This is a genomic window from Streptosporangium sp. NPDC051023, assembly GCF_040689595.1.
Classification (GTDB): domain Bacteria; phylum Actinomycetota; class Actinomycetes; order Streptosporangiales; family Streptosporangiaceae; genus Streptosporangium.
The window spans coordinates 206150-226810 of the sequence record NZ_JBFBCE010000002.1 but is presented as its reverse complement, the minus strand read 5'-3'; the positions used below and the strand labels follow the sequence as shown (position 1 = coordinate 226810).

Below are 20661 nucleotides of genomic sequence, written 5' to 3'. Positions count from 1 at the left end.
CCTGCGTTTCTGGACCGCGGGCGCAACACAACCGCAAATCACGGGCCCGGAATCGAATCACGATGCCGGGCCGTTTCTGCACGTGAGGGGACTCAGGCGACCCCCTGGTGTGCGTACTGGAGTCCCGGTAGCAATCGCGGAAAATCCAACAGATATGAGTCTGACCTGCATGGGTAGAGATTGACCCGCCATCCCGGGATCATGTTTCCCGAGGAGTCTCCGCAGGTCAGCGGTGGCATCGCTGGATTCGCGGCCAGCGCTACCGGGATCCCGGCCTGGTCGGGCCTGCGGCTACGGCCAGTGCGGCCGCCACGTCCCCTGCACCGGCTCCGGCCGTCCCCGCGAGTACTGCACTCTATGCATAGACCAGTGCGCTCATAGCCAATGACGCGTTACTGCAAAACGTGGATGAATTGCCCCAGACACTCGGCGCACCAGACGAGGAAAAGCGCGGGTTGCAGAATTTCCTCCTTGCAATTCTCCTCGCTGGCAAGAAAAGGGGATCTTCATGTTTCGGCTCACTCACAAGATCGGAATCGTCTTGTCCACAGCGGCGCTGGTGACCAGCATCACCGCCGTTCAGGCAAGCGCGGGCACCGCGGCAATTTACTCTTTGATTAACGTGCACAGCAACCTGTGCCTCGACGGCAGCATCTCCCAAGGGGTGCGCCTCAACACCTGCAACTACGACAGCACCTACCAGCAGTGGTCCTTCGACGCGTACGACGAGGGCTATCAAATCAAGAACGTGCACAGCAACCTGTGCCTCGACGGCAGCATCTCCCAGGGGGTGCGCCTCAACACCTGCAACAGCGGCAGCCCCTACCAGCAGTGGGGCGAGATTGAGGTGGGCAATCTCGGCCGATACACGTACACGAACGCGCACAGCCTGCGGTGCCTTGACGGCAGCATCTCCCAAGGGGTGCGCCTCAACACCTGCAACTACGGCACCTACCAGCAGTGGTACTAGGTTGACGGATCGTCGTCCACCCAGCTGAGATCCCTTACAGTCTTGATCTCAACTGGACCAGAGCGAAAAAGCCAAACAGGGACAGTCGTTCCCTAACTCTGCCGGGTGATCCGCCAGAGCACATACAGGGCACTCAGACATCCCGCGTGAGGCCGTCGGGTGATCGTCCGTTCAGGGCGCGCTCGACGGCCTTTCGCATGCGCTCCGCCTTGAGGATCTCGTTGGCGCGGCGCAGCTCGCGGACCTCACGCTCCAGTTCGGCGATCCGCGATGGCGGTGCATGCAGGCGTGCAGGCCCGTACGACCGAAAACCGCTTGCCTCGCGTGGTGGGCTCAGGGAACGTGGTGTCCATGACGCTCTGACGGACAGCCCCCCGCTACTCCGAGATGCCACGGCGCCGACGCGCCTCGCAATGCTGTCAACCCATAACCCCTTTGAGGGAAGAGAGCTTTTTGTCTCAGCAACACTCCCGGCAGGAGTCCCCGCTGCCGTCCACCCCGGCCATGGGGCCGGCCACCGTCACCGTGTTCGCCTCCCCCACAAGCTGGATCGAGTCCGATGCCCTCGCGCAGTGCCAGCAGGTGGCCGCCCTCGACGGCATGATGCACGTCGCCGCCATGCCGGACCTGCACCCTGGCAAGGGCGCCCCGATCGGCGCCGCCATGGCGTCGACCGTGCTGTACCCGTTCCTGGTGGGCTCCGACATCGGTTGCGGCATCGCCGTGTTCCCCATGAAGCTCAAGCGCGCCGTACCCGAGAAGCTCGCCGCCCGCTTCCCCGACCTCGATCGCGCGCTGGATCCCGAGCAAGATGCCGACGACCCGGCCTGGGCCGTTGTGAAGGGCGATATCCCCGCCGGTCATGTCGAGAGCCTCGGGACGGTCGGCCGGGGCAATCATTTCGTCGAGCTGGCGCGGATCGGGACCGTCTTCGAGCCGGGCCACGCGAGCCGTCTCGGACTCGCCGAGGGCGACCTGGTTCTCATCGTCCACAGCGGTTCCCGGGGGCTGGGCGAACGGATCCTGCGGGCGCATACCGCGGTCCACGGCGCGGGCCCCGCCCCTGATCCCGGCGCCTACCTGGCGATGCATGACGACGCCGTACGCTGGGGATCGCTCAACCGGCGGTTGATGGCCGCCCGGGTCGCCCATGCCCTGGGGGCCGAGCCCGCCGAGCCGCTCGTCGACCAGTGCCACAACCTGGTCGAGGTTCGCGACGGGGTCTACCTGCACCGCAAGGGGGCGGCGCCGGGGGACGGCCGCGATGTGCTCATTGCCGGTACGCGAGGCACCCCCTCCTACCTCGTGGCCGCCCACGCCGGGCCGGACGCCAACCATTCCGTCGCGCACGGCGCGGGCCGCAAGATGTCGCGTGCGGACGCCCTGCGCCGGGGCCGGGCCAAGCACACGGTCGAGGAGCTGCGCCGCACACCGGTGGGGTCGCTGGTGGTGTGCGGAGATCGCCAGCTGCTCTTCGAGGAGGTGCCGACGGCCTACAAGCGCATCGAGCAGGTGATCGCCGACCTCGTCGACCATGACCTGGCCACGCCCGTGGCCACCACGGTCCCTCTGGTCACCTACAAGACACCCGATCTCGGATCCGCATCCCAGCGGGACCAGCGCCGCAAGCGAGGCCGGCAGTGAGCGTTCACCTGCTCCTGTCGGCCGGGCGTGGCCCGCAGGAGTGCGCCTGGGCGCTGGCCCGGCTGCTGCGCCGCCTGGAAGCCGACGCCACCCGGCAGAACCTGGAAACCCATCGGGCCCAGACCATTCCCGGTGACCGGCCCGATACCTACCGATCGGTCCTGATCCAGATATCGGGAGCCGGTGCCGAGGCGTTCGCCGCCTCGTGGACTGGAACCCTGTGCTGGCAGGCCCCCAGCCCATACCGGGCCGGCACAGGCCGGAAGAACTGGTACGTCATCGCCCAACCGTGCCAGGTCGACACCCCGCGCACGACGTTCGAGGAAGCGGACGTCGACATCGTCGCCTGCCGCACCGGCGGCCCCGGCGGTCAACATCGAAACAAGGCCAGCACGGCGGTGCGGGCGACTCACCGGCCCTCGGGGATCGTTGTCGTGGTCGACACCGAGCGGCAGTTCAGCCTCAACCGCCGCATCGCCATGCGGCTGCTGCGACAGCGCATCGAGGACGGCGACGAGACGGCAGGACGCGCCGTCACCACCGCCCGCTGGCGTGTCCACGATGAGCTCGTGCGCGGCAACCCCACCCGCATCGAACGCCCGGAAACGCCGAAGCAGGACCTGGCTTCACAGGAGCAGGCGCGCCGACGACCATGACAGTCCACCCGACCATGCCCTACCGCGGAAGGAGAATCGCACCCGACAGCATGAGAATCGCCAGGGCAAAAGCATGCGCTCCTCCCCCGGCGATGTGAGGTGCGTGCGGGTCCACGGCGTGAGGCCGGGGCTCGGTCGTCGCCGACGTGCTCGGGCCGCCCCCGGACCGGCTCCGGCCGGGCTCCCGGGCCACGAGTCCGTGCAGGTGGGCCGGGTCGTGGCCGACGGCGAGGTCCTCTGCACGCTGACGCGTGATCCGCAATGCCACGAAAGGCGCGTTGTTCCGGCTTCGGGGTGATCACTAGCGTCTCAGGCGTGGTTACACGACGACGATTCCTCGGCACTGTCGGGGCGAGCGCCCTCATTGTCGGCTTCGACCCCACGGCCCGGGCCTGGGCGACCAGCGCCGGCTCCCGGAGCGTCCAGCGGATTCCTCACCTGGACGGCGTCCTGCTCACCGATCTTCCCACCCGCCAGGCCGACGGCCGCGACCTCGGCAGGATCGTGCAGCACCTGCCCCGCGCGGTACTGCGGCCCGGCTCCGTCCGCGACATCCAGAAGATGATCACCTTCTGTCGCGAGCACCGGATCCCGGTCGCCACCCGTGGACAGGGGCACTCGACCCACGGGCAGGGACTCACCGACGGCCTCATCATCGAGAACCGGTCGCTGTCCACCATCCACTCGATCGGCACCGACTCCATCACCGTCGGTTCCGGTGCGCTGTGGCGGGAGGCGGCCCACGCGGCCGCTCCCCGCGGGCTCACGCCCCCGCTGTTCACCACGTACGTCGGGCTGTCGGTCGGCGGCACGCTCTCGGTCGGCGGTGTTCCCGCCCAGAACGAGTTCGGCGTGCAGATCGACCACGTCCGCGAGCTGGAGGTCGTGACCGGCGACGGGCGTCTGCACCGGTGCTCGATGGACCGGGAGCGCGACCTGTTCGAGGTGATGCTCGGCGGTCTCGGCCAGTGCGGTGTGATCACTCGCGCCACGATCGACCTGTTGCCCGCCCGTGCGCTCGCCCGCAACTACATGATCCGGTACCCGATCACCGAAACCGCGAAGGTCTGGACCGACCTGCACATCCTGCTGGAGCGCAAGGAGTTCGACGGCGTCTACATCCTGATGTCCGTGCCGGACGGCAAGAACGTCACCTACCAGCTCAACGCCGTCGTCTTCCACAACGCCGACAGGACGCCCGACGACCAGCGCCTGCTGCGCGGGCTGAGCGCGCCCGTCTCCTCTGCGGAGATCGAGAACTCCACCTACCTGGAGTGGGTGAAGAGGTACGACCCGGTCATCGACGCCTGGCAGCGGCAGTGCGCCTGGGACGACCTGATCAAGCCCTGGTTCGACGTGATGCTCCCCGGTGAGTCGGCCCAGGAGTACGTCGCCGAGGTCATGCCGACGCTCACGGCCCGCGACTACGGACCGCCCACCGGCATCGGCTTCCTCTTCCCGCAGCGGCGCTCGAAGCTGACCCGGCCCTTCTTCCGTGTCCCGCCGGGGAACAGTGAGTGGGTCTATCTGTTCGACATCCTCACGTCCTCCCCTGCCCCCGGGCCCGACCCGGCCTTCGCCGCCGAAATGCTCGAGCGCAACCGCCGCCTGTACGACAAGGCCAAGGCGCTCGGCGGCACCCGCTACCCCATCGGCTCCCTGGACTTCACCAGGGCCGACTGGCGGGCGCAGTACGGCGAGCTGTGGCCGGACCTGCTGCGCCGCAAGGCGAAGTACGACCCCGACCGCATCCTGACCCCGGGGCCGGGGATCTTCGGCTGACCGCCACCCGGCCCGGCCGTGTCCCGATTCCCTGTGGCTTCAAAGACGTCTCCGGGCCGATCCGGGCCCGGAGACGCGACGGGGCGATCGGGGCTCCGTATGAGAGGCGGTGCTCAGGCTGTGCGGGTGGTTCTGCCGCCGGAGACGGCGGGGACCGGAGTCAGCGGGAACAGCCGCTGGTCCCGGCCGCCCGCCAGCAGCATCCAGAAGGCGTGCGCGGCGGACACCAGCGTGATGTGGTGGTGCCATCCGCGAAACGACCTTCCCTCGAAGTCGCGGAGCCCGAGACGGTGGGTCACCCTGGCGCGGTCCCAGGAAACCTGTTCGGCCGTGTGCGCGATGCGCAGCAGTGCCGGAGGTGGCAGCTTGGTGATGTTGGACAGCCACACCGCGACCGAACGCTGCTCCGGCCCCGTGCAGGCACCGAGCAAGGTGAGGTTGGGGAGATCGTCCTGGGCCGTCGCCGACCGGAACGGGGTGTGCACCCGGGCGGCCACCACCACACCGGAACGCGACGGCGTGGCGGTGCCGGCCAGGGGACCGCGGGACTCCACGATCCGGCTCACGTCGCGGAGCGCGTCGACCAGCTGGCCTGCTTCGATACGGCGGCCCATGCCCATCGGGATCCTCGGATCAGAAGGACTGACCGGGATCGAGTCATGGACCCGGAACACAAAAGGGATGCCCCTGCTGGACAACTCGAAGATCAGCCTGCCGACGTCCAGCTCCCTGGCGTCCATCACGACCGGCCGCGGTCTCATCTCCCACGCCTTGACGATGGTGCTCACCACCTCCGCGGCGCACTCCTCGACGGTGAGACTCACCTCGTCGTCCGGGATGCCGGCCCGCTGCCTGCGCCCCGGGTCGTCGGTCCAGCTCTCCGAGAGGATGAGCCGCCAGTCGATCGGGAAGGCTGCCTGCTCGGAGGCCAGCCACACACCGAGCACCTGCTGGCAGTTGGCCAGCCGGCCGAGCTTCTTGACGAATCGGCGCTCGACACCGACGGAGTGCTCCCCGGACTTGGGGATCACCAGCGGCTCGACGACGAACGCGATCGGATGGATGGCCTGCTCCAGATAGCCGGCCAGGGCACGCCGTACGGAGATCCAACCCCACGGCGACTGACTGATGAACTGCTGCAGGCTCTGCTCGACCGCTGACTCGCTCTCCAAGGACGCAATCCCCCGCATCGTCTTGCGTCCCTCGATCGAAAGCAGCCCCCGGATGTACAACCGTGCCCATCGGCGCTGGTCACGCCGCTTCATCGAAGAGAACACGATCCCACAGAACCGGGCGAAGAATTCCGACGCGCCGTTCTCCTGTTCGGAGGTTAACGAGCTGACACTCACGGGCGACCCCCTCAGCTTGCGCCCTGTGCCTAGAGAACTCATGGGAAGGCACCGTTAGGGGGTGCCAAGAAAAACCATACCGCCCATGCGGTTTTTTTGCCTTAGGGAGCGGCGACTTTGTCAGAAAGCCGGGGCTGGAGCCAGACGGTGGTCAGCGGCGGCAGGACGATGGACGTGCTCGCCGCGCAGTGCTGCCAGGGGGTGGCCGTCGCCTCGACCCCGCCGGGATTGCCCGCCCCACTCCCCCCGTACGGCGAGGCGTCCGTGTTGAGGACCTCGATCCACCTGCCGGGCAGGGGAAGGCCGATCCTGAAGTCCTCCCGGACCACGGGGGAGAAGCTGCACACGCACGCCATCGGCGTGCCCTCCGCGTCGTAGCGCACGAAGGCCAGGACGTTCTCGTCGGCCGCGTCCGAGACGATCCACCGGAACCCCTCGGGAGAGGAGTCCAGCCGCCACAGGGCGGGAGAACGCAGATAGGCCGCGTTGAGGTCGCGGACCAGGCTGCGGACCCCCTCGTCGACGGCGTCCCAGCGCAGCCCCCGGGCGCGGCACCACTCCTCCTCCTGCCCGAACTCCTGCCCCATGAACAGCAATTGCTTGCCCGGGTGGGCCCACATGAAGCCGAGGAATCCGCGGAGACCGGCCCGCTGCCGGCACCGGTCGCCCGGCAGCTTGGGGGCCAGGGGCCCGGTCTCATGGGAGATCGGCAGGATGTAGCGCTCCGAGTAGGCGTAGACCATGGAAAAGGTGATCTCCGCGTGGTGGTACCTCCGGTGGGCGAGGTCTCTCGACAGGTAGCTGAGGCAGTCCTCGGTCCAGCCGGTGTTCCACTGGAAGTCGAAGCCGGGCCCGCCCGAGTCCGTGGACGATGTCATCCCACCTCCCACGCTCCATCCCTCCGCGACCGTAACCACGCCGGGGCTCAGTTCGTGGAGGAGGGAGTTGACCTCGCGAAAGAAGGGCACGACGGCGTCGGTGTCGCGAAAGCGCGGGTCGCCGTCCGTCCGCAGGCCGTCCACGTGGAACTCCGAGCACCAGTAAAGGGCGTTGGCCAGCAGGAAGTTACGCACCCCCGGGCTGCGGTGGTCGAACGGAAGCGACTCCTTCGCCTCCCCGGAGCCGTCTGCGGGGGTGTCTGCGGGGGTGTCGCTCTCGCACAGGGAGATCTCGTCGGCCTCGTACAGGGGCGTCCCGTCGAAGTGGCCTAGCGCCCCGTCGTCCGCCGCGAAGCACAGCGGCGTCCAGTCGAGGATGACGCCAACCCCCGCCTGGTGCAGCCTGTCCACCAGGTACCGGAAGTCGTCGGGGTCACCGTACCTGGCGGTGGGCGCGTACAGGGCGGTGGAGAGGCGCTCGTTCGAGCTGTGCTCCGCGACGGGCATGAGTCCCACGTGGGTGAAGCCGAGGCCCGCGACGTAGCCGGGCAGCACCTCGGCGAGCTCGCGGTAGGTCAGCCCGGGACGCCAGGAGCCGAGGTGGACCTCGTAGACGCTCATCGGCTCCTCGTGGGCCACCGCCTTGGCCCGGCACGCCAGCCACCGGGCGTCGTGCCAGCGGTAGCCGGAGGTGAACACGACCGACGCGGCGTCCGGGACGAACTCCGACGCCGTGGCCAGCGGGTCGCCCTTGCGCCTCCAGCGGTCGTCGGCCCCGAGGATCTCGTACTTGTAGCGGCAGCCGTCGCCGACCCCGGGGACGAACAGCTCCCAGACCCCTGAGGAGCCCGCCGGGTTCATGTGGTGGGCCAGGCCGTGCCAGCCGTTGAAGTCGCCGACGACCCGGATGTCACGGGCACTCGGGGCCCACACCGCGAAGGTCGTTCCCGCGACCGTGGTGTGGGCCCCGAGCACCTGCCAGAGCCGCTCGTGCCGGCCTTCGCGGATGCGCCACAGATCGAACTCGCCCAGTGTCCAGGGAAGGACACACGGATTGCCGGAAAGTGAATCGTCGCACCTGAGAATGGAACTCACGGTCTCGTCTCTCCCGCGTGCAGGCCGTAGGAGTAGTTAAGCGTTCACCGTTCGCTACGGTACCCCCGAACGCGAGTTACCGACATTCATCCGTGACGACTCTGTCAAGTTGACTGTCATGTCACCTGGTACGAGCATCGGAGCACGTCATCAAGGGTGACAAGGCTCACTCCCCGGCGGATGCGCGCTTCGCTCCACACGTCGAGCCGTGGGAAGACGCTCACCCCGTGCAGTTGGACCCCCTCGTGCACCCTCACCTCGTCCCCCAGCGCGCAGAACCCCTCCAGGGTCACCGACGGCCTGAGCTCGACCGCCGTCCCCAGCACACTGTCGGAGAGGCGGGCGTGCGGGCCGATGATGCTGTGCTCGCCGCACGCCACCCCGTCGAGATGGCATCCACGCGCGATGTCCACCCCGTCGGCGATGTCCGAGTGGGCCAGCACCACCCCCGGCCCGATCTCCACGTCCCTTCCGATGCGGACGTCCGGGCCGATCCGCACCGTGCCGTCCCGGATCTTCTCGGCGAGCGAGCGGCCGGAGACCTCGTCCTTGAGACGCAGGCTGCTCTCGTGGATGCGCACACCGCGCCCGTGGGTCGTGGCGGGCCGTATCCACTCGCTGAGCAGCGGATAGCGGTCGTGGAGCACCTCCCGCATGGTGTGCAGGTAGTCCTCGGGGCTGCCGAGGTCGCCGAACCTGCCGATGGGGTGTGACGCGACACGCGCTCCGGTGGCGATCAGGTAGGGCAGGAGGTCCCCGCCCCAGTCGAGCCTGCGTCCCGGCGCCGTCAGCTCGGGGCGGCGGGTGGCTGCCCAGAGACGGTGACAGTCGATGAGATACATGCCGGCGTTGGTCTCCAGGGCGCCTCCGCCCGCCAGGAGCTCCGCCGTCTCCAGGCCCGGCTTCTCGACGAACCGGGTGACGACGCCCTCCTGCCCGCTGAGCAGCACGCCGTACTTGCCCGCGACCTCCGCCGGTGAGCGGAGCACGGTCGCGACGGTGACCGCGGCGTCGGAGGCCCGGTGCCGTTCGACCATCTCGGCGAGGTCGAAGTCGAAGACGGAGTCGGTGGGGAAGACGAGCGCGAGCCCGTCCAGTCCCCAGTAGTCCACACAGCGCAGCGTCGCCTCCCCCGAGCCCGCGTTGGTGGTGTCGAACCGGGTCCTCGAATAGGAGACCGAGACGCCGAGATGGTCGCCGTCGCCGAGGATGGCCTTGGTCTGGCAGCGGTTCTCGCTGCCGTTGGCGGCCACGTAGAACTTCGTGACGCCCTGGGCCCGCAGGAGTTCCACGCCCCACTCGACGAGACTGCGTCCCGCCAGCCGTATGGCGGCCTTGCTCCGCAGGTAGTCGGGGCTGGCGAGGGTCAGCGGGCGCGCCCGCATCCCCTTGCCGCCGACCAGCGCGATCCCCCGTACCTCGTCCTTGGCCGTTGTCATATCCCTTCCCCCAGCACAACAGAGTTGATCTCTTGGTAGCCGGCGAGCAGCGCCTGCCACGGGCGCCCCGTGACGAAGACGTGCCCGTCGGCGAGGTCGGCCATCTCCGGCACGTACGGCAGGACCGCGGTGACCGGTGACCCGTAGGCCTTCTCGACCTGCGACACGAGGTCGGCGGCCGCCGCCCCCTCCGGGACCATGTTCACCACCAGGGCCCGCTGCGCGCAGCCGAGCCGGTTGGCCAGCGCGACGCTCTCCGCCGCGCCCGCCAGGTCGAGCCGATGGGCCCTGGTGACGATGACCAGTGCGTCGGAGCCCGCGACCGCCATGACGGTCTCGGTGTTGACGCCGGTGTGCGTGTCCAGCAGCAGCACGTCCGGGGAGAACGAGCCGACGAGGCGGGTGACGCCCTCGTTCAGCAGCCCGACGTCGTAGCCGTTCGTCATGATCTCGTTTATCGCGGAGAAGCCCGTCCTGCTCGGGACGACGAACAGGTTCCTGTCCGGGACGAACCTGGCCGCCTCCTCGATCTCGCAGCGGCCCACCAGGTAGTCGGCGAACGTGCCCGTCCCGGGGCCGGCCGTCACCCCGAATATCGTGTCCACGGCCGGTGACTGGATGTCGGTGTCGAGGATGCCCACCCGCAGGCCCCGGGCGGCGAGCAGCAGCGCCATGTTCGCCGCCATGCTGGACTTGCCGGTGCCTCCCCGGTAGGAGTGCATGGTGACGACGCGGGCCATCAGGGACCGGTCCGGTGTACAGCCATCATCGTGATGTCGTCGGACTGCTCCGCCGACCCGACGAATCCCGTCAGCGCGCCGTCGATCCGCTGCAGCAGGTCCGCGCCCGAGCCTGCGCCCCCGCACAGCACGTCCAGCATTCTGTCCTCCCCGAAGAACTCCCGGTCGGGGGCACGGGCCTCCGTGACCCCGTCGGTGTAGATGAACAGCACGTCCCCCGGGTCCAGGTGGGCGTGGCCGAGGGTGAACGTCGAGTCCCGGATGACGCCGACCGCGGGCCCGGTCGGGTCGAGGACCAGCGGATCCCCGCCCTCCCGGCGGACCAGCACGGGCGGGTTGTGCCCTCCGTTGATGTACACGAGGCTGCCGGTGACCGGATCCAGCACCGCGAAGAACATCGTGGCGAAGTAGCCCTGATGGACGTGGTTTCGGGTGAGGTAGTCGTTGGTCGCCTCGACGGCGTTCAGCAGGGTGGCCGCGCCGACCATGGGCACCGCGCGCGAGTCGTGCGCGTCCGGCATGTCGACGATCTTCACGCTCTGGATGCCGCTGTGCTCGGCGGTGTGCCGCAGCAGGCTGCGGATGAGCGCCATGAACAGCGCGGCGCCCACCCCCTTGTCGCAGACGTCGGCCACGACGAGGCCGAGACGGCGGCGGTTGACCAGCTCGAACACGTCGTAGAAGTCACCTGCGACGGTCCTGGCCGGACGGTAGCGGACGTCTATCCCCCACCCTTCCGGCGTCGGCAGCGAGTCCGGCAGGAAGCCGAGTTGAATCTCCCTGCCGATCTCCAGCTCCCGCTCGTAGCGGTGCAGGTCGGCCAAGCTCCCGGCCTCGCGCAGCGCGCGGCTCAGCTCGGCCTGCTCGTGGCAGCTGCCCAGCCGCGTGCGGACGAGCGAGGACAGGAAGGGAGGGATCAGATAGTCCGACCCGTTGAGCACGTGACGTTCGAGGGCGCCGAAATCGTGCTCGGTGTAGGCGAGCACGGTCGGCTGCCGCCCCTCCTCCTCCATCAGCCGGACGACGCCCCTGACGATGTTCGGCGGGACCTCGGCGGAGACCAGCAGCACGTCCGCCGCCGGCGTCCGTCCGGCGCCGAGCACGTCGGCGGGCGTACGGACCCGTACCCGCGCCCCCGCCTCGTCGAGTGACTCCAGCAGCCGCAGCGGCGGCTCCCGGCTGTCATCCAGCATAAGTACGCTGGTCTTTTTCATGGGCTCCATCCCTGAGGATCCGCAGCGTGCTGATGTTGCGTCCCGCGACCCGCCGGTAGTCGAAACCGTCCAGCGCGGTCAGCGCCAGGTAGACCCCCAGACCGCCGATCCGGCGTTGCGCCAGGGGCGTCTCGTGCTCCGGGTACCGGAATCCGGCCCGGGGGTCGAATGGCCGCGCGTCGTCCTCGAACCTGATCCACACGCAGTCGTCGTCCACACCACCTTCGATCACGAACTCGCCCCCGGCCTCTCCATAGCCGTGGAGCACGATGTTGGTCGCCAGCTCGTCGGCCGCCAGCCGCAGCCGGTCCTTGAGCGTGGGGACGAGCCCCGCGCGCTCGGCGAGCGTCAGTACGTAACCCGCCACCTGGTCGAGCGATTCGAGGGACGCGGAGATGCGGGGCACGGCGAGCTCACGACGTGGTGATGTCGAAGCCGTGGTCGAGCCCGGCCATCCGGATGACCTTGAGGACGGGCTCGGTGACGCCGGTGATGGCGATCACGACGTCCTCGGTCACCTTCTGGCGGGCGAACACCAGGGCCCGCAGGCCCGCGCTGGCGATGTAGGTCAGCTTCGCCGCGTCGATCACCAGGCGGCTCGCGCCGGTCGCCACGGCGTCGTCGATGGCGTCGTGGAAGTCGGCCGCCGTCGAGGCGTCGAGCTCGCCCGCCAGGTGGATGGTCGCGGTACCGGAGCCGGTGCTGAGGGTTGCGATGAATGCCACTGTGTCCTCCTAGTCGTGGGAGCCGGTCAGGATCACGACCGAGCGCGGTGCGATGTGGTGGCGCCGGGGATGGGCGAGCACCGGCTCGGTGCCGGGCTCGTAGATGTCGGACGGCGTCGCGGCCCCGGTGTCGGCGAAGATCCGCCAGACACCGCCGGACAGTTCGGGCAGTTCCAGGTCGTGTCCCTCCCAGTGGGAGTTCATGGCCACGTAGACGTGGTCCTTCTCCCCCGCGGCGTTCCGTCCGCAGCGCATCACGGCCAGCAGCCTGCTGCCCGGCGACCAGTCGGGCTCCCAGGGCCGCACCCCGTGCCAGCTCACGTCCGGCAGGCCCACCTCGGAGAAGTCGACGCCGATCGGGTGCCTGGCCTCCCGCAGGATCGGATGGTCGCGCCGGAACCCGATCAGCCGCTGGGTGAACCGCAGCAGCTCGGCGTTGGACTCCACGAGCGTCCAGTCGAACCACGACAGCTCGTTGTCCTGGCAGTAGGTGTTGTTGTTGCCGAGCTGGGTGCGGCCGACCTCGTCGCCGGCGAGCAGCATGGGGACGCCCTGGCTGGTGAGCAGGATCGCCAGCGCGTTCTTCATCTGCCGCATGCGCAGCGCGCCGATCTCCGGGTCGGAGGTCAGCCCCTCGGCCCCGCAGTTCCAGCTGTTGTTGTCGTTGGCGCCGTCGCCGTTGCCCTCGCCGTTGGCCTCGTTGTGCTTGTCGTTGTAGGAGACCAGGTCGTTGAGGGTGAAGCCGTCGTGCGCCGTGACGAAGTTCACCGAGGCGGCGGGGCCGCGCCCGCCGTACAGGTCGGGTGAGCCCGCGATTCTGGCGGCCAGCTCCCCCACGGTTCCCTCGTCGCCCTTGATGAACCTGCGCAGGACGTCGCGGTACTTGCCGTTCCACTCCGACCAACGGCCGTAGTTCGGGAAGTGGCCGACCTGGTAGAGCCCTCCGGCGTCCCAGGCCTCGGCGATGAGCTTGCTGTGCCGCAGGATCGGGTCGTAGGCGAGCTGTTCCAGCAGCGGCGGGTTGGGCAGCGGGCTCCCGTCGGGGCCGCGGTCGAGGATCGCGGCCAGGTCGAAGCGGAACCCGTCGACGTGGTACTCCGCTACCCAGTGGCGCAGGCAGGTGAGCACGAAGTCGCGCACCACGGGGTGGTTGCAGTTGACGGTGTTGCCGGTGCCGCTGAAGTTGTAGTAGTACCCCTCAGGGGTGAGCATGTAGTAGGTGGCGTTGTCCAGGCCCTTGAACGAGATCGTCGGGCCGTACTCGTTGCCCTCCGCGGTGTGGTTGAACACCACGTCGAGCAGCACCTCGATCCCGGCCCGGTGCAGGTCCTTGACCAGCGCCTTGAACTCGTCGGCCTGCATGCCGTAGGGGCCGGTCGCGGCGTAGCCCGCCTTCGGGGCGAAGAAGCCGACGGTGTTGTAGCCCCAGTAGTTGTGCAGCCGCTCACCGGTGTCCGGATTGACCCGCGAGTTGTCGAACTCGTCGAACTCGAAGATCGGCATCAGCTCGACGCAGTTGACCCCCAACTCCCGCAGGTAGGGGATCTTCTCACGCAGCCCGGCGTAGGTCCCCGGGGCCGAGACCCCCGACGAGGGATGGCGGGTGAAGCCGCGCACGTGGGTCTCGTAGATGACGAGCCCCTCGGTGGGGGTGCGCAGCGGCGCGTCCTCCTCCCAGTCGAAGTCACCCGGGGCGATCATCGCCCGGTACTGGTAGGGCCTGGTCCAGTCCGGCATGACCCCCCATGTGTCACGCCCGGACAGCAGCAGCGCGTAGGGGTCGGCGAGGATCGCCCGCGCGTCGAACCGGTATCCCCTCGCCGGGTCGAACGGGCCGTCCGCGCGGAAGCCGTACTCCAGGTTCTCCAGGTCCAGCCCGAAGACGGTCATGGTGAAGACGCTGCCGATCCGGTACTCGGGCGGGAACGGCAGCTCCGTCGCCGGCTCGTCGGCGCCGCGGTCGAACAGCACCAGCGCCATGGAGGTGGCGCCGTCGGAGAAGACCGAGAAGTTGACCCCGCCGGGCACCAGGGTCGCCCCATGAGGGAAGGGGCGGCCCTGGCGGACGCGGTACCCGTCGATCTGCCGCGTCGGGAAGTCGTCGATACGCTCGGCGGTCACGGTCGCACGCGTCCCGTCTCGCTTTCGAGATCGTCGGTGATCTCGAAGAAACCAAGGAACCCGGTGGCCGACATCACGAACTGGACCTCGTTCGACAGGCCGCCGAGGGCGATGCCGGTCCCGGCCTGCTCGGCCCTGCGGTACAGGATCAGCAGCATCCTCAGGCCCGCGCTGGAAATGTACGAGACGCCGGAGAAGTCGATGAGCAGCCTTCCGGCGCCGCCCAGGAGCGACAGCAGCCGCTCCTGCACGCCGGAGGCGGTGGTGCTGGTGATCTCCCCTTCGATCCGCGCCGTGGTGACGCCGCCGGAGGTGTGCGCGGTGACGTTGACGGTCATCGGACGGCCTCCACTCTGACCTTGACCTTCACACGCCCCTGTGCCTCGGGCAGCCGGACGGTAAGCGCGTCGGCGTCGTAGTCGTCGTACGGCTCGCCGTCGATCTCGACCGCGCCGATCCTGACCGAGCCAGCGGGCAGCAGGTCCGGCGCGACGCGCAGGATGCGGTCCGCGAAGCCGTCGGGGTCGGGCTTGAAGTGCAGGTCCATGGCCTTGCCGTTGAGGAGCAGGTTGTTGTAGACCGCCGCGAGGAAGCACAGCTCGGAGGAGTGGTACATGCTCATCGAGTGGCTGCCCTTGAGCCGCTCGGTCCCCAGCAGGTACGGCAGGCCGCTGGCGAGCACGTTGAAGTAGACGGCGCCCTCGTCGTGGTCGAGGAAGAAGGCGTTGTAGAAGGACTCGGCCCCGCGCGCCTCCTGCCTGAAGCGGTCCTGCCCGGTGACGCCGGACAGGATGAGGTAGGCCAGGATCGCCTGCTCCTGCTGCCACCACGCCTTCCGGTCGTGCCAGACGAACCGGAAACGCTCCTCGCCGTCCCGGCGCAGCCGCTCGACCACGTCGTACCAGCCGCCGCGCTGCCGGTCCCCGCCGATCGGCGGCATGATGTCGCCGATGTGCGTGGCGAGCTCGGAGTACTCGGCCTTGGGCTTCAGGGAGTGCATCCGCATGAGGTTCCACGCGATCTTCAGATTGTGCCCGACCACGGCGCGGTTGCGCTGCCAGCCGTGGGTGGTGTCGTGCGACCAGTCCCGGTGGAACCGCTCCTGGACGAACGGGCTGTTCTTGTCGTCGGGGAAGTGCTTGACGATGGTGTCGAAGGTGTACTCGAGGAACGCCGCGTAGCGGGGGTCGCCGGTGGCGAGGTAGAGGTTGATGAGGTAGGCGGGGGCGTGGTCGCCGACCGAGTTCCAGTTCTTCCGCGCGCGGTTCTCGCCGAGCGACTCATGGTCGGGGCTCAGCAGGATCGGGTCGATGTGCGAGAAGTAGCCGCCCTGCTCCTGGTCCAGGAAGAACTTGTCGAACAGCCGCAGCGTCGCGTCCGCGTCGCTCTTGATCCGTGGGTCACCGGTGATCCGGTAGGTCTGCACGGGACCGGCCAGCGCGTAGATCTGCTCGTACATCGGGATGGCGTCGTAGTCGTCGGAGAACTCCGAGGTGAACAGCTTGCGCTGGGTGTCCCCCTCGACCCTCAGACCGTGGTACCAGTAGACGATGCCCTCGTCGGCGTCGACGAAGCGCAGGTTGGCCCGGAGATACTCGGTGCCCCGCTCGGCGACCTCCAGGTAGGAGTCGTCCCCGGTGAGCATGTACGCCGAGGCCATGCCGTACACCAGGCGTGAGATCGTGTCGGTCTCCTGCACGTGGCTGTCGGTCTTCTCGCCGCCCAGCCTGATCATCGTGCGGTACTCGGCGAAGTCGACCGGCCCGTCGCCGAACTGCGCCCTGCGGTAGAAGGTCGCGATCTCCTCCAGCTGGTCGGCCCACCAGCTCGACTCCTCGAAGCGGAAGTCCCCGGGGCGCCGGCCCAGGAAGACGATCCGCTTGGCGTCGAACAGCTGCCCGTCGCCGTGCGGGTAGAAGACCCCGTAGGCGAACAGGAAGCGGCCGGGCACCAGCATGGCGTCGAGCTGGCCTGAGGCGTCGGTGTACGGCTCGCCGAGGTTGCGCAGCAGCTCGGCGCTGGGGTCGCCGTCCACCGAGACGGGGAACTCGCGCCCGTCCGCGGTCACCACCGTGGCGACGGCCGTCTGCCGGTCATAGGCGGTTACCTGTCCGGCGATGGTGTCGGAGAAGGTGAAGTTCATAGGGTTTCGCCCTTCTGTACGAGCAGGTCGACAAGGGTTCTCGCGAACAGGTGACAGTGCTGGCCCGAACGGCCGGTGACGAGGTCGCCGTCGATCACCACGTCCTTGTCGACGTACTCCGCCCCCATGTTCCGCACGTCGCCGACCAGGTTGTTGTGGCAGACGACCTTGCGGCCGCGCACGACGTGCGGGATGGAGGAGGCCAGCCACATTCCGTGGCAGATGATCCCCTTGACGACGCCCGGGCTGTCGAAGGCCCGCAGCAGGAAGTCGGTGGCCGGCGCGAGCCGCTCCACGTCCTCGGTGTAGCGCAGCCGGTCGGAGACCATGCCGGAGGGCACGACGACCACCGAGTAGTCCGCCGGGTCGACGTCCTCCAGGCTGAGCGAGACCGTGAACGGGGCACGGTACTCGTGGCCGGTGAAGGTGATGGACGGCTGCCCCCACAGACGGGTGAGGAAGTCGACCGCGATGCCTTCTTCGGCGAACCTGCGCTGGTAGTAGAAGATCTCTGGTTCGTAGTAGTCGCTCTCCATCAGGATCGCGACGCGTGAGTCGGCCACGGTCACTCCGTCATGAGGTCTATGAGGAAGGGCCGGTCGTCGAGCAGGAGCCGCTCGACGGCCTCCTCGACCTGGCTGTGCTTCTCCACGCGCATCGCGTCGACACCCAGCCCGCGGGCGATGTCGACGAAGCCGAGGTCGAAGCGGGTCAGGTCGAAGGAGCGCGGGTAGGCGTGGTGGGAGATGTCCCGCTCACGCCAGTACTGCTCGATGTTGAGGTCGAGCAGCCGATAGCCGCGGTTGTCGCAGACGACGAACTTCGCGCCGACGCCCTCGCGGGCGGCGGTGGCCAGCGCCTGGATGGTGTACATGCTTCCGCCGTCACCGGTGAAGCCGACGACGGTCTTGCCGGGGTGGGCGAGTTTCATGCCGATCGCGCCGGGGATTCCCACCCCGAGCGACCCCCCGCGGGTCTGGAACCAGTGCCCGGGCAGCCTCGGCGGCAGGTACGCGCCCAGCACGCCCGCCGCGGTCAGGCTCTCGTCGAAGACCATCAGGTCCTCGGGGGCGCGCTCGGCCAGCTGCCTGGCGAAGGCGGCCAGCAGCGAGTCGTCGTCCGGGACGCCACGGGGCCGCTCACTGCTGCGCCGCAGCCGCAGGGCCGCCGCCTCGCGCTCGCTCCTGGTCATCGACGCCTCGAGCTCCGCGCCGAGCGCGGCCAGGGTGGTCTTCGGGTCGGCCACCAGGCCCAGCGTCACCGGATGGTTCTTGGCGATCTCGTAGGCGTTCAGGTCGACGTGGACGATCCGCGCGTCCGGCCCGAACGGGGAGACGAGGTCGGGGAAGACCTCGGGGAACAGGTAGGTCCCGACGACGAGTACGGCGTCCGCCTTCTCCACCACGGCCCGGCTGACCTCGCCGAACATGTGGCCGAGCTGCCCGCGGAACAGGTGGTGGCGCCCGTCGAAGGAGACCTCCGACATCTCCACGCCCCACACGTCCGCGCCGAGCAGTTCCGCGACCCGGGTCAGCTCGGCGTTGGCGCCGGAGGCGGCGACCCCGTCGCCGATCAGCAGCAGCGGCGCCGAGGCGCCCGCGAGCAACGCCGCCGCCGACCTCACCAGCTCGGCGGTCGGCGCCGTCGCGGTGTGCGGCGTCACCGACGGCAGGACCGGCTCGTCGTTGGGCCGGTCGAGCACGTCGAGGGGGAGCGCGACGAAGACCGGGCCGCGCGGTGGCGTCATCGCGATCTTGATGGCGCGCCGGAGCACGCGCAGCACGGAGGACGAGTCGGTCACCCGGGTGGCGTACTTGGTGACCGGGCGGGCCATGGCGACGAGGTCGGCCGCCATCTGGGCGTCCATCGCCTCGTAGCGGACGCCGGACTCGCCGGCGACCACGACCAGCGGCGTGTGACCGCGCATGGCCTGGTACAGCATGCCGATCCCGTTGCCGAGGCCGACTCCGCTGTGCAGCTGGACCAGGCCGGGGCCGCCGGTGGCGCGGGCGTAGCCGTCGGCGATGCCCACCGCCACCGTCTCCTGCAGCGTGAGGACGTAGCGGAAGTCCTCGTACTTCTCCAGTGCGTCGAGGAATCCCTGTTCGACCGTTCCCGGGTTGCCGAACATGTGCGTCATGCCGTCGGCGAGGAACTGCTCGATGATCGCCTCGTTGCCGCGTCTGGCCTCCATCATCGCCTCACCAGCCGAACCGGCGGAGACCGTTTTCGAGCGTCTCGACGATCTTCTGCCCGGTGAGGAAGGAGTCGGGCGTCGAACGGCCGGTGATGAACGGGTAGTCGACGATGACCGAGGTCTCCCTGCCGAAGTTGCCGTGGTAACGGCCCTCGGGTCCGGTGGCGTCACGCAGGATGTACTCCAGCGGGTACGGCGGCGGCCCCATCACGAAGTCCGTGCCGAGGAAACCGGTGCCGTCCTTGTAGTCGTACTCCTTGCAGTGGCCGGTGACGTGCTTGCCCCAGATGATGCTCCTGCGGTCCTCCCAGTCCCGCGCGAACGCCAGGCACGCGACGCCGTAGCACTCCGCGGCGACCGGCTTGCCCGCCTTGAAGAAGGCCAGGATCAGCGCGTGCACGCGCTCGTTGTTGGCCAGGTCGACGATCGGGCCGCTGCCTCCGACGATCAGGATCGTGTCGTAGACCGCGACTGCCTCCGAGAGCTCGTCGAGCTGCCTGTTGTAGGCCTCCAGGGCGCGCAGGTAGTCGTCGTCGCTGACGTACGGGCGCTCCGGTACCCAGGCGGAGATGTCGAGGGGTGCGTCCAGCCGGTCCGACTCGTCGAGCTCGCGGGTCAGCTTCGCCACCTCGGGCGTGGTGACCGAGCGGCCGAGCGGCGGGTCGACGTAGTCGGCGTCCATGCTGGGCGGCAGGGCGTGCGGCCGGCCGCCGGTCGGCGTGGCGAAGATGACCTCGTATCCCCGCTGGTCGAAGTGGGTGAGCGGGCCGAGCAGTTCCTCGCCCCAGTAGCCGTGCTCGGACAGGATCACCAGGATCTTCCTGCTCATCGCTCCTCCTGCGGGCCAATGATCCACTTCTCCCTGGCGGTCAGGGAGAACACGTACGCGGGGTCGGCGACCGCGTCGAGCGCCGGAGCGACCCTCTCGGCGAAGTACGGCGAGGCCAGCGCCTCGCCCGCGGCGGCGACGTCGTCGAACCAGATCTGCTCGACGCTGTCGAAGCTCGCCTCGCCAAAGGTGTAGTAGCCGTCCCTGGTGTGCGCGTGCAGGTGGCGGCGGAGACCGGGCAGCCCGCTGACCACGGGGGCGTACTCCTCCAGCGTCCGCCTGCGGTAGTCGGCGAGCGTGAGTCCCGGCCTGCGCTTGATCAGCGTCGTCACCTTGACCCAGGACGGTTCCGCGACAGCAGGCCGCGTGCCGGGGACGATCTCGTGCGCGTCGGTGTCGATCACGATGGTGGCCCAGAAGGCGGCCCAGTTGGGCTCGTCGAGCCTGGCTCCGTGGAGGAACTCCTCGGTCTGCAGCGAGGCGAGTTGCTCCTCGTCGTTGGCCAGCCAGATCTCCGCGATCCCCTGGTGGGGAAGCGAGGGCCGGCCGCGGTCGCCGGCGAACGGGATACGGGAGTCGATCAGGTAGCGCCTGATCTGCGGGATTTTGGCGGCGAACTTCACCGCGTGCACGTTGACCCAGTAGTCCTGGAACTCCTGGGTGGTCATGCCTGGCTTCGGGGCGGCCAGGATGAACTGGTGGATCACGCGATCTCCTTTTTCGCAGAGGATCTTGCAAAGGAGGATCGCAGCGGAATTCTCCGGCGGTCAACGAACAAGCATTTACTTCTCGACATAGCGCCTTGAATCCGGAATTTAAGTCAAGTCACGTGGAATTATCGAAATATCGGCTTATCCTCAGCTGTTCTCCCGCCTCGGA

18 protein-coding genes are annotated in these 20661 nt (G+C 68.7%); 4 read left to right on the top strand and 14 right to left on the bottom strand.

Features of this window, described 5'->3' with window-relative positions; translation table 11 throughout:
- The first annotated feature begins 508 nt into the window (after positions 1-508).
- The 4 genes from AB0395_RS02505 (at position 509) to AB0395_RS02490 (ending at position 5052) form a co-directional block, all read left to right on the top strand.
- Positions 509-970 (top strand): RICIN domain-containing protein, encoded by a 462-nt coding sequence (locus AB0395_RS02505; RefSeq protein WP_366276206.1) that lies wholly within the window; start codon positions 509-511, stop codon positions 968-970.
- Between the two features lie 453 nt (positions 971-1423).
- Positions 1424-2614: an RNA ligase RtcB family protein gene (locus AB0395_RS02500; protein WP_366276205.1), complete on the top strand. Its 1191-nt coding sequence runs from the start codon at positions 1424-1426 to the stop codon at positions 2612-2614.
- Entirely contained in the window at positions 2611-3270 is a 660-nt protein-coding gene (prfH, locus tag AB0395_RS02495; RefSeq protein ID WP_366276204.1) for a peptide chain release factor H, read from the top strand. Before AB0395_RS02500 ends, prfH begins: the two co-directional genes overlap by 4 nt.
- Before the next feature lie 315 nt (positions 3271-3585).
- Entirely contained in the window at positions 3586-5052 is a 1467-nt protein-coding gene (locus AB0395_RS02490; protein ID WP_366276202.1) for an FAD-binding protein, read from the top strand.
- Between the two features lie 113 nt (positions 5053-5165).
- Here the strand turns inward: AB0395_RS02490 and AB0395_RS02485 are convergent, their stop codons facing one another.
- From AB0395_RS02485 to AB0395_RS02420, 14 genes are all read right to left on the bottom strand, one after another.
- Positions 5166-6317 carry a transposase gene (locus AB0395_RS02485; RefSeq protein WP_366276225.1) on the bottom strand — a complete coding sequence of 384 codons (1152 nt, stop codon included), beginning with the start codon at positions 6315-6317 and terminating at the stop codon, positions 5166-5168.
- 185 nt (positions 6318-6502) lie between these two features.
- Positions 6503-8374, bottom strand: a complete 1872-nt coding sequence (gene glgB, locus AB0395_RS02480; protein ID WP_366276201.1) for a 1,4-alpha-glucan branching enzyme — start codon at positions 8372-8374, stop codon at positions 6503-6505.
- Positions 8375-8490: 116 nt separating this feature from the next.
- Complete coding sequence (locus tag AB0395_RS02475) at positions 8491-9813, bottom strand: NDP-sugar synthase (protein ID WP_366276199.1); 1323 nt, start codon at positions 9811-9813, stop codon at positions 8491-8493.
- A complete protein-coding gene (locus AB0395_RS02470; protein ID WP_366276197.1) occupies positions 9810-10553 on the bottom strand; it encodes a MinD/ParA family protein in 744 nt (247 codons plus the stop codon). Before AB0395_RS02470 ends, AB0395_RS02475 begins: the two co-directional genes overlap by 4 nt.
- Positions 10553-11746, bottom strand: coding sequence for a PP2C family protein-serine/threonine phosphatase (locus tag AB0395_RS02465; RefSeq protein ID WP_366276195.1), 1194 nt, complete (start codon positions 11744-11746; stop codon positions 10553-10555). The genes AB0395_RS02470 and AB0395_RS02465 overlap by 1 nt, the downstream gene beginning before the upstream one ends.
- Positions 11736-12173, bottom strand: a complete 438-nt coding sequence (locus AB0395_RS02460; RefSeq protein WP_366276194.1) for an ATP-binding protein — start codon at positions 12171-12173, stop codon at positions 11736-11738. Before AB0395_RS02460 ends, AB0395_RS02465 begins: the two co-directional genes overlap by 11 nt.
- Positions 12174-12180: 7 nt before the next feature.
- Complete coding sequence (locus AB0395_RS02455) at positions 12181-12492, bottom strand: STAS domain-containing protein (RefSeq protein ID WP_366276193.1); 312 nt, start codon at positions 12490-12492, stop codon at positions 12181-12183.
- 9 nt (positions 12493-12501) lie between these two features.
- On the bottom strand, positions 12502-14613 hold the full coding sequence (glgX, locus tag AB0395_RS02450) for a glycogen debranching protein GlgX (protein ID WP_366276191.1): 2112 nt from the start codon (positions 14611-14613) through the stop codon (positions 12502-12504).
- Positions 14610-14951 carry an STAS domain-containing protein gene (locus tag AB0395_RS02445; RefSeq protein ID WP_366276189.1) on the bottom strand — a complete coding sequence of 114 codons (342 nt, stop codon included), beginning with the start codon at positions 14949-14951 and terminating at the stop codon, positions 14610-14612. The genes glgX and AB0395_RS02445 overlap by 4 nt, the downstream gene beginning before the upstream one ends.
- On the bottom strand, positions 14948-16756 hold the full coding sequence (locus tag AB0395_RS02440) for an AGE family epimerase/isomerase (RefSeq protein ID WP_366276188.1): 1809 nt from the start codon (positions 16754-16756) through the stop codon (positions 14948-14950). Before AB0395_RS02440 ends, AB0395_RS02445 begins: the two co-directional genes overlap by 4 nt.
- A complete protein-coding gene (locus AB0395_RS02435) occupies positions 16753-17319 on the bottom strand; it encodes a DJ-1/PfpI family protein (protein WP_366276187.1) in 567 nt (188 codons plus the stop codon). Before AB0395_RS02435 ends, AB0395_RS02440 begins: the two co-directional genes overlap by 4 nt.
- Positions 17320-17321: 2 nt before the next feature.
- On the bottom strand, positions 17322-18953 hold the full coding sequence (locus tag AB0395_RS02430) for a thiamine pyrophosphate-binding protein (RefSeq protein ID WP_366276186.1): 1632 nt from the start codon (positions 18951-18953) through the stop codon (positions 17322-17324).
- A 4-nt stretch (positions 18954-18957) separates the two neighbouring features.
- Positions 18958-19782: a type 1 glutamine amidotransferase domain-containing protein gene (locus AB0395_RS02425; protein ID WP_366276185.1), complete on the bottom strand. Its 825-nt coding sequence runs from the start codon at positions 19780-19782 to the stop codon at positions 18958-18960.
- Entirely contained in the window at positions 19779-20489 is a 711-nt protein-coding gene (locus tag AB0395_RS02420) for an EthD domain-containing protein (protein ID WP_366276184.1), read from the bottom strand. The genes AB0395_RS02425 and AB0395_RS02420 overlap by 4 nt, the downstream gene beginning before the upstream one ends.
- Positions 20490-20661: the final 172 nt, after the last annotated feature.

Bases quoted from the DNA above. Each gene is read 5' to 3' on its own strand.
- AB0395_RS02430 (WP_366276186.1), bottom strand. From the start codon at position 18,953: ATGATGGAGGCCAGACGCGGCAACGAGGCGATCATCGAGCAGTTCCTC.
- AB0395_RS02485 (WP_366276225.1), bottom strand. From the start codon at position 6,317: ATGAAGCGGCGTGACCAGCGCCGATGGGCACGGTTGTACATCCGGGGG.
- AB0395_RS02470 (WP_366276197.1), bottom strand. From the start codon at position 10,553: ATGGCCCGCGTCGTCACCATGCACTCCTACCGGGGAGGCACCGGCAAG.
- AB0395_RS02465 (WP_366276195.1), bottom strand. From the start codon at position 11,746: ATGCTGGATGACAGCCGGGAGCCGCCGCTGCGGCTGCTGGAGTCACTC.
- AB0395_RS02425 (WP_366276185.1), bottom strand. From the start codon at position 19,782: ATGAGCAGGAAGATCCTGGTGATCCTGTCCGAGCACGGCTACTGGGGC.
- AB0395_RS02475 (WP_366276199.1), bottom strand. From the start codon at position 9,813: ATGACAACGGCCAAGGACGAGGTACGGGGGATCGCGCTGGTCGGCGGC.
- AB0395_RS02445 (WP_366276189.1), bottom strand. From the start codon at position 14,951: ATGACCGTCAACGTCACCGCGCACACCTCCGGCGGCGTCACCACGGCG.
- AB0395_RS02440 (WP_366276188.1), bottom strand. From the start codon at position 16,756: ATGAACTTCACCTTCTCCGACACCATCGCCGGACAGGTAACCGCCTAT.
- AB0395_RS02505 (WP_366276206.1), top strand. From the start codon at position 509: ATGTTTCGGCTCACTCACAAGATCGGAATCGTCTTGTCCACAGCGGCG.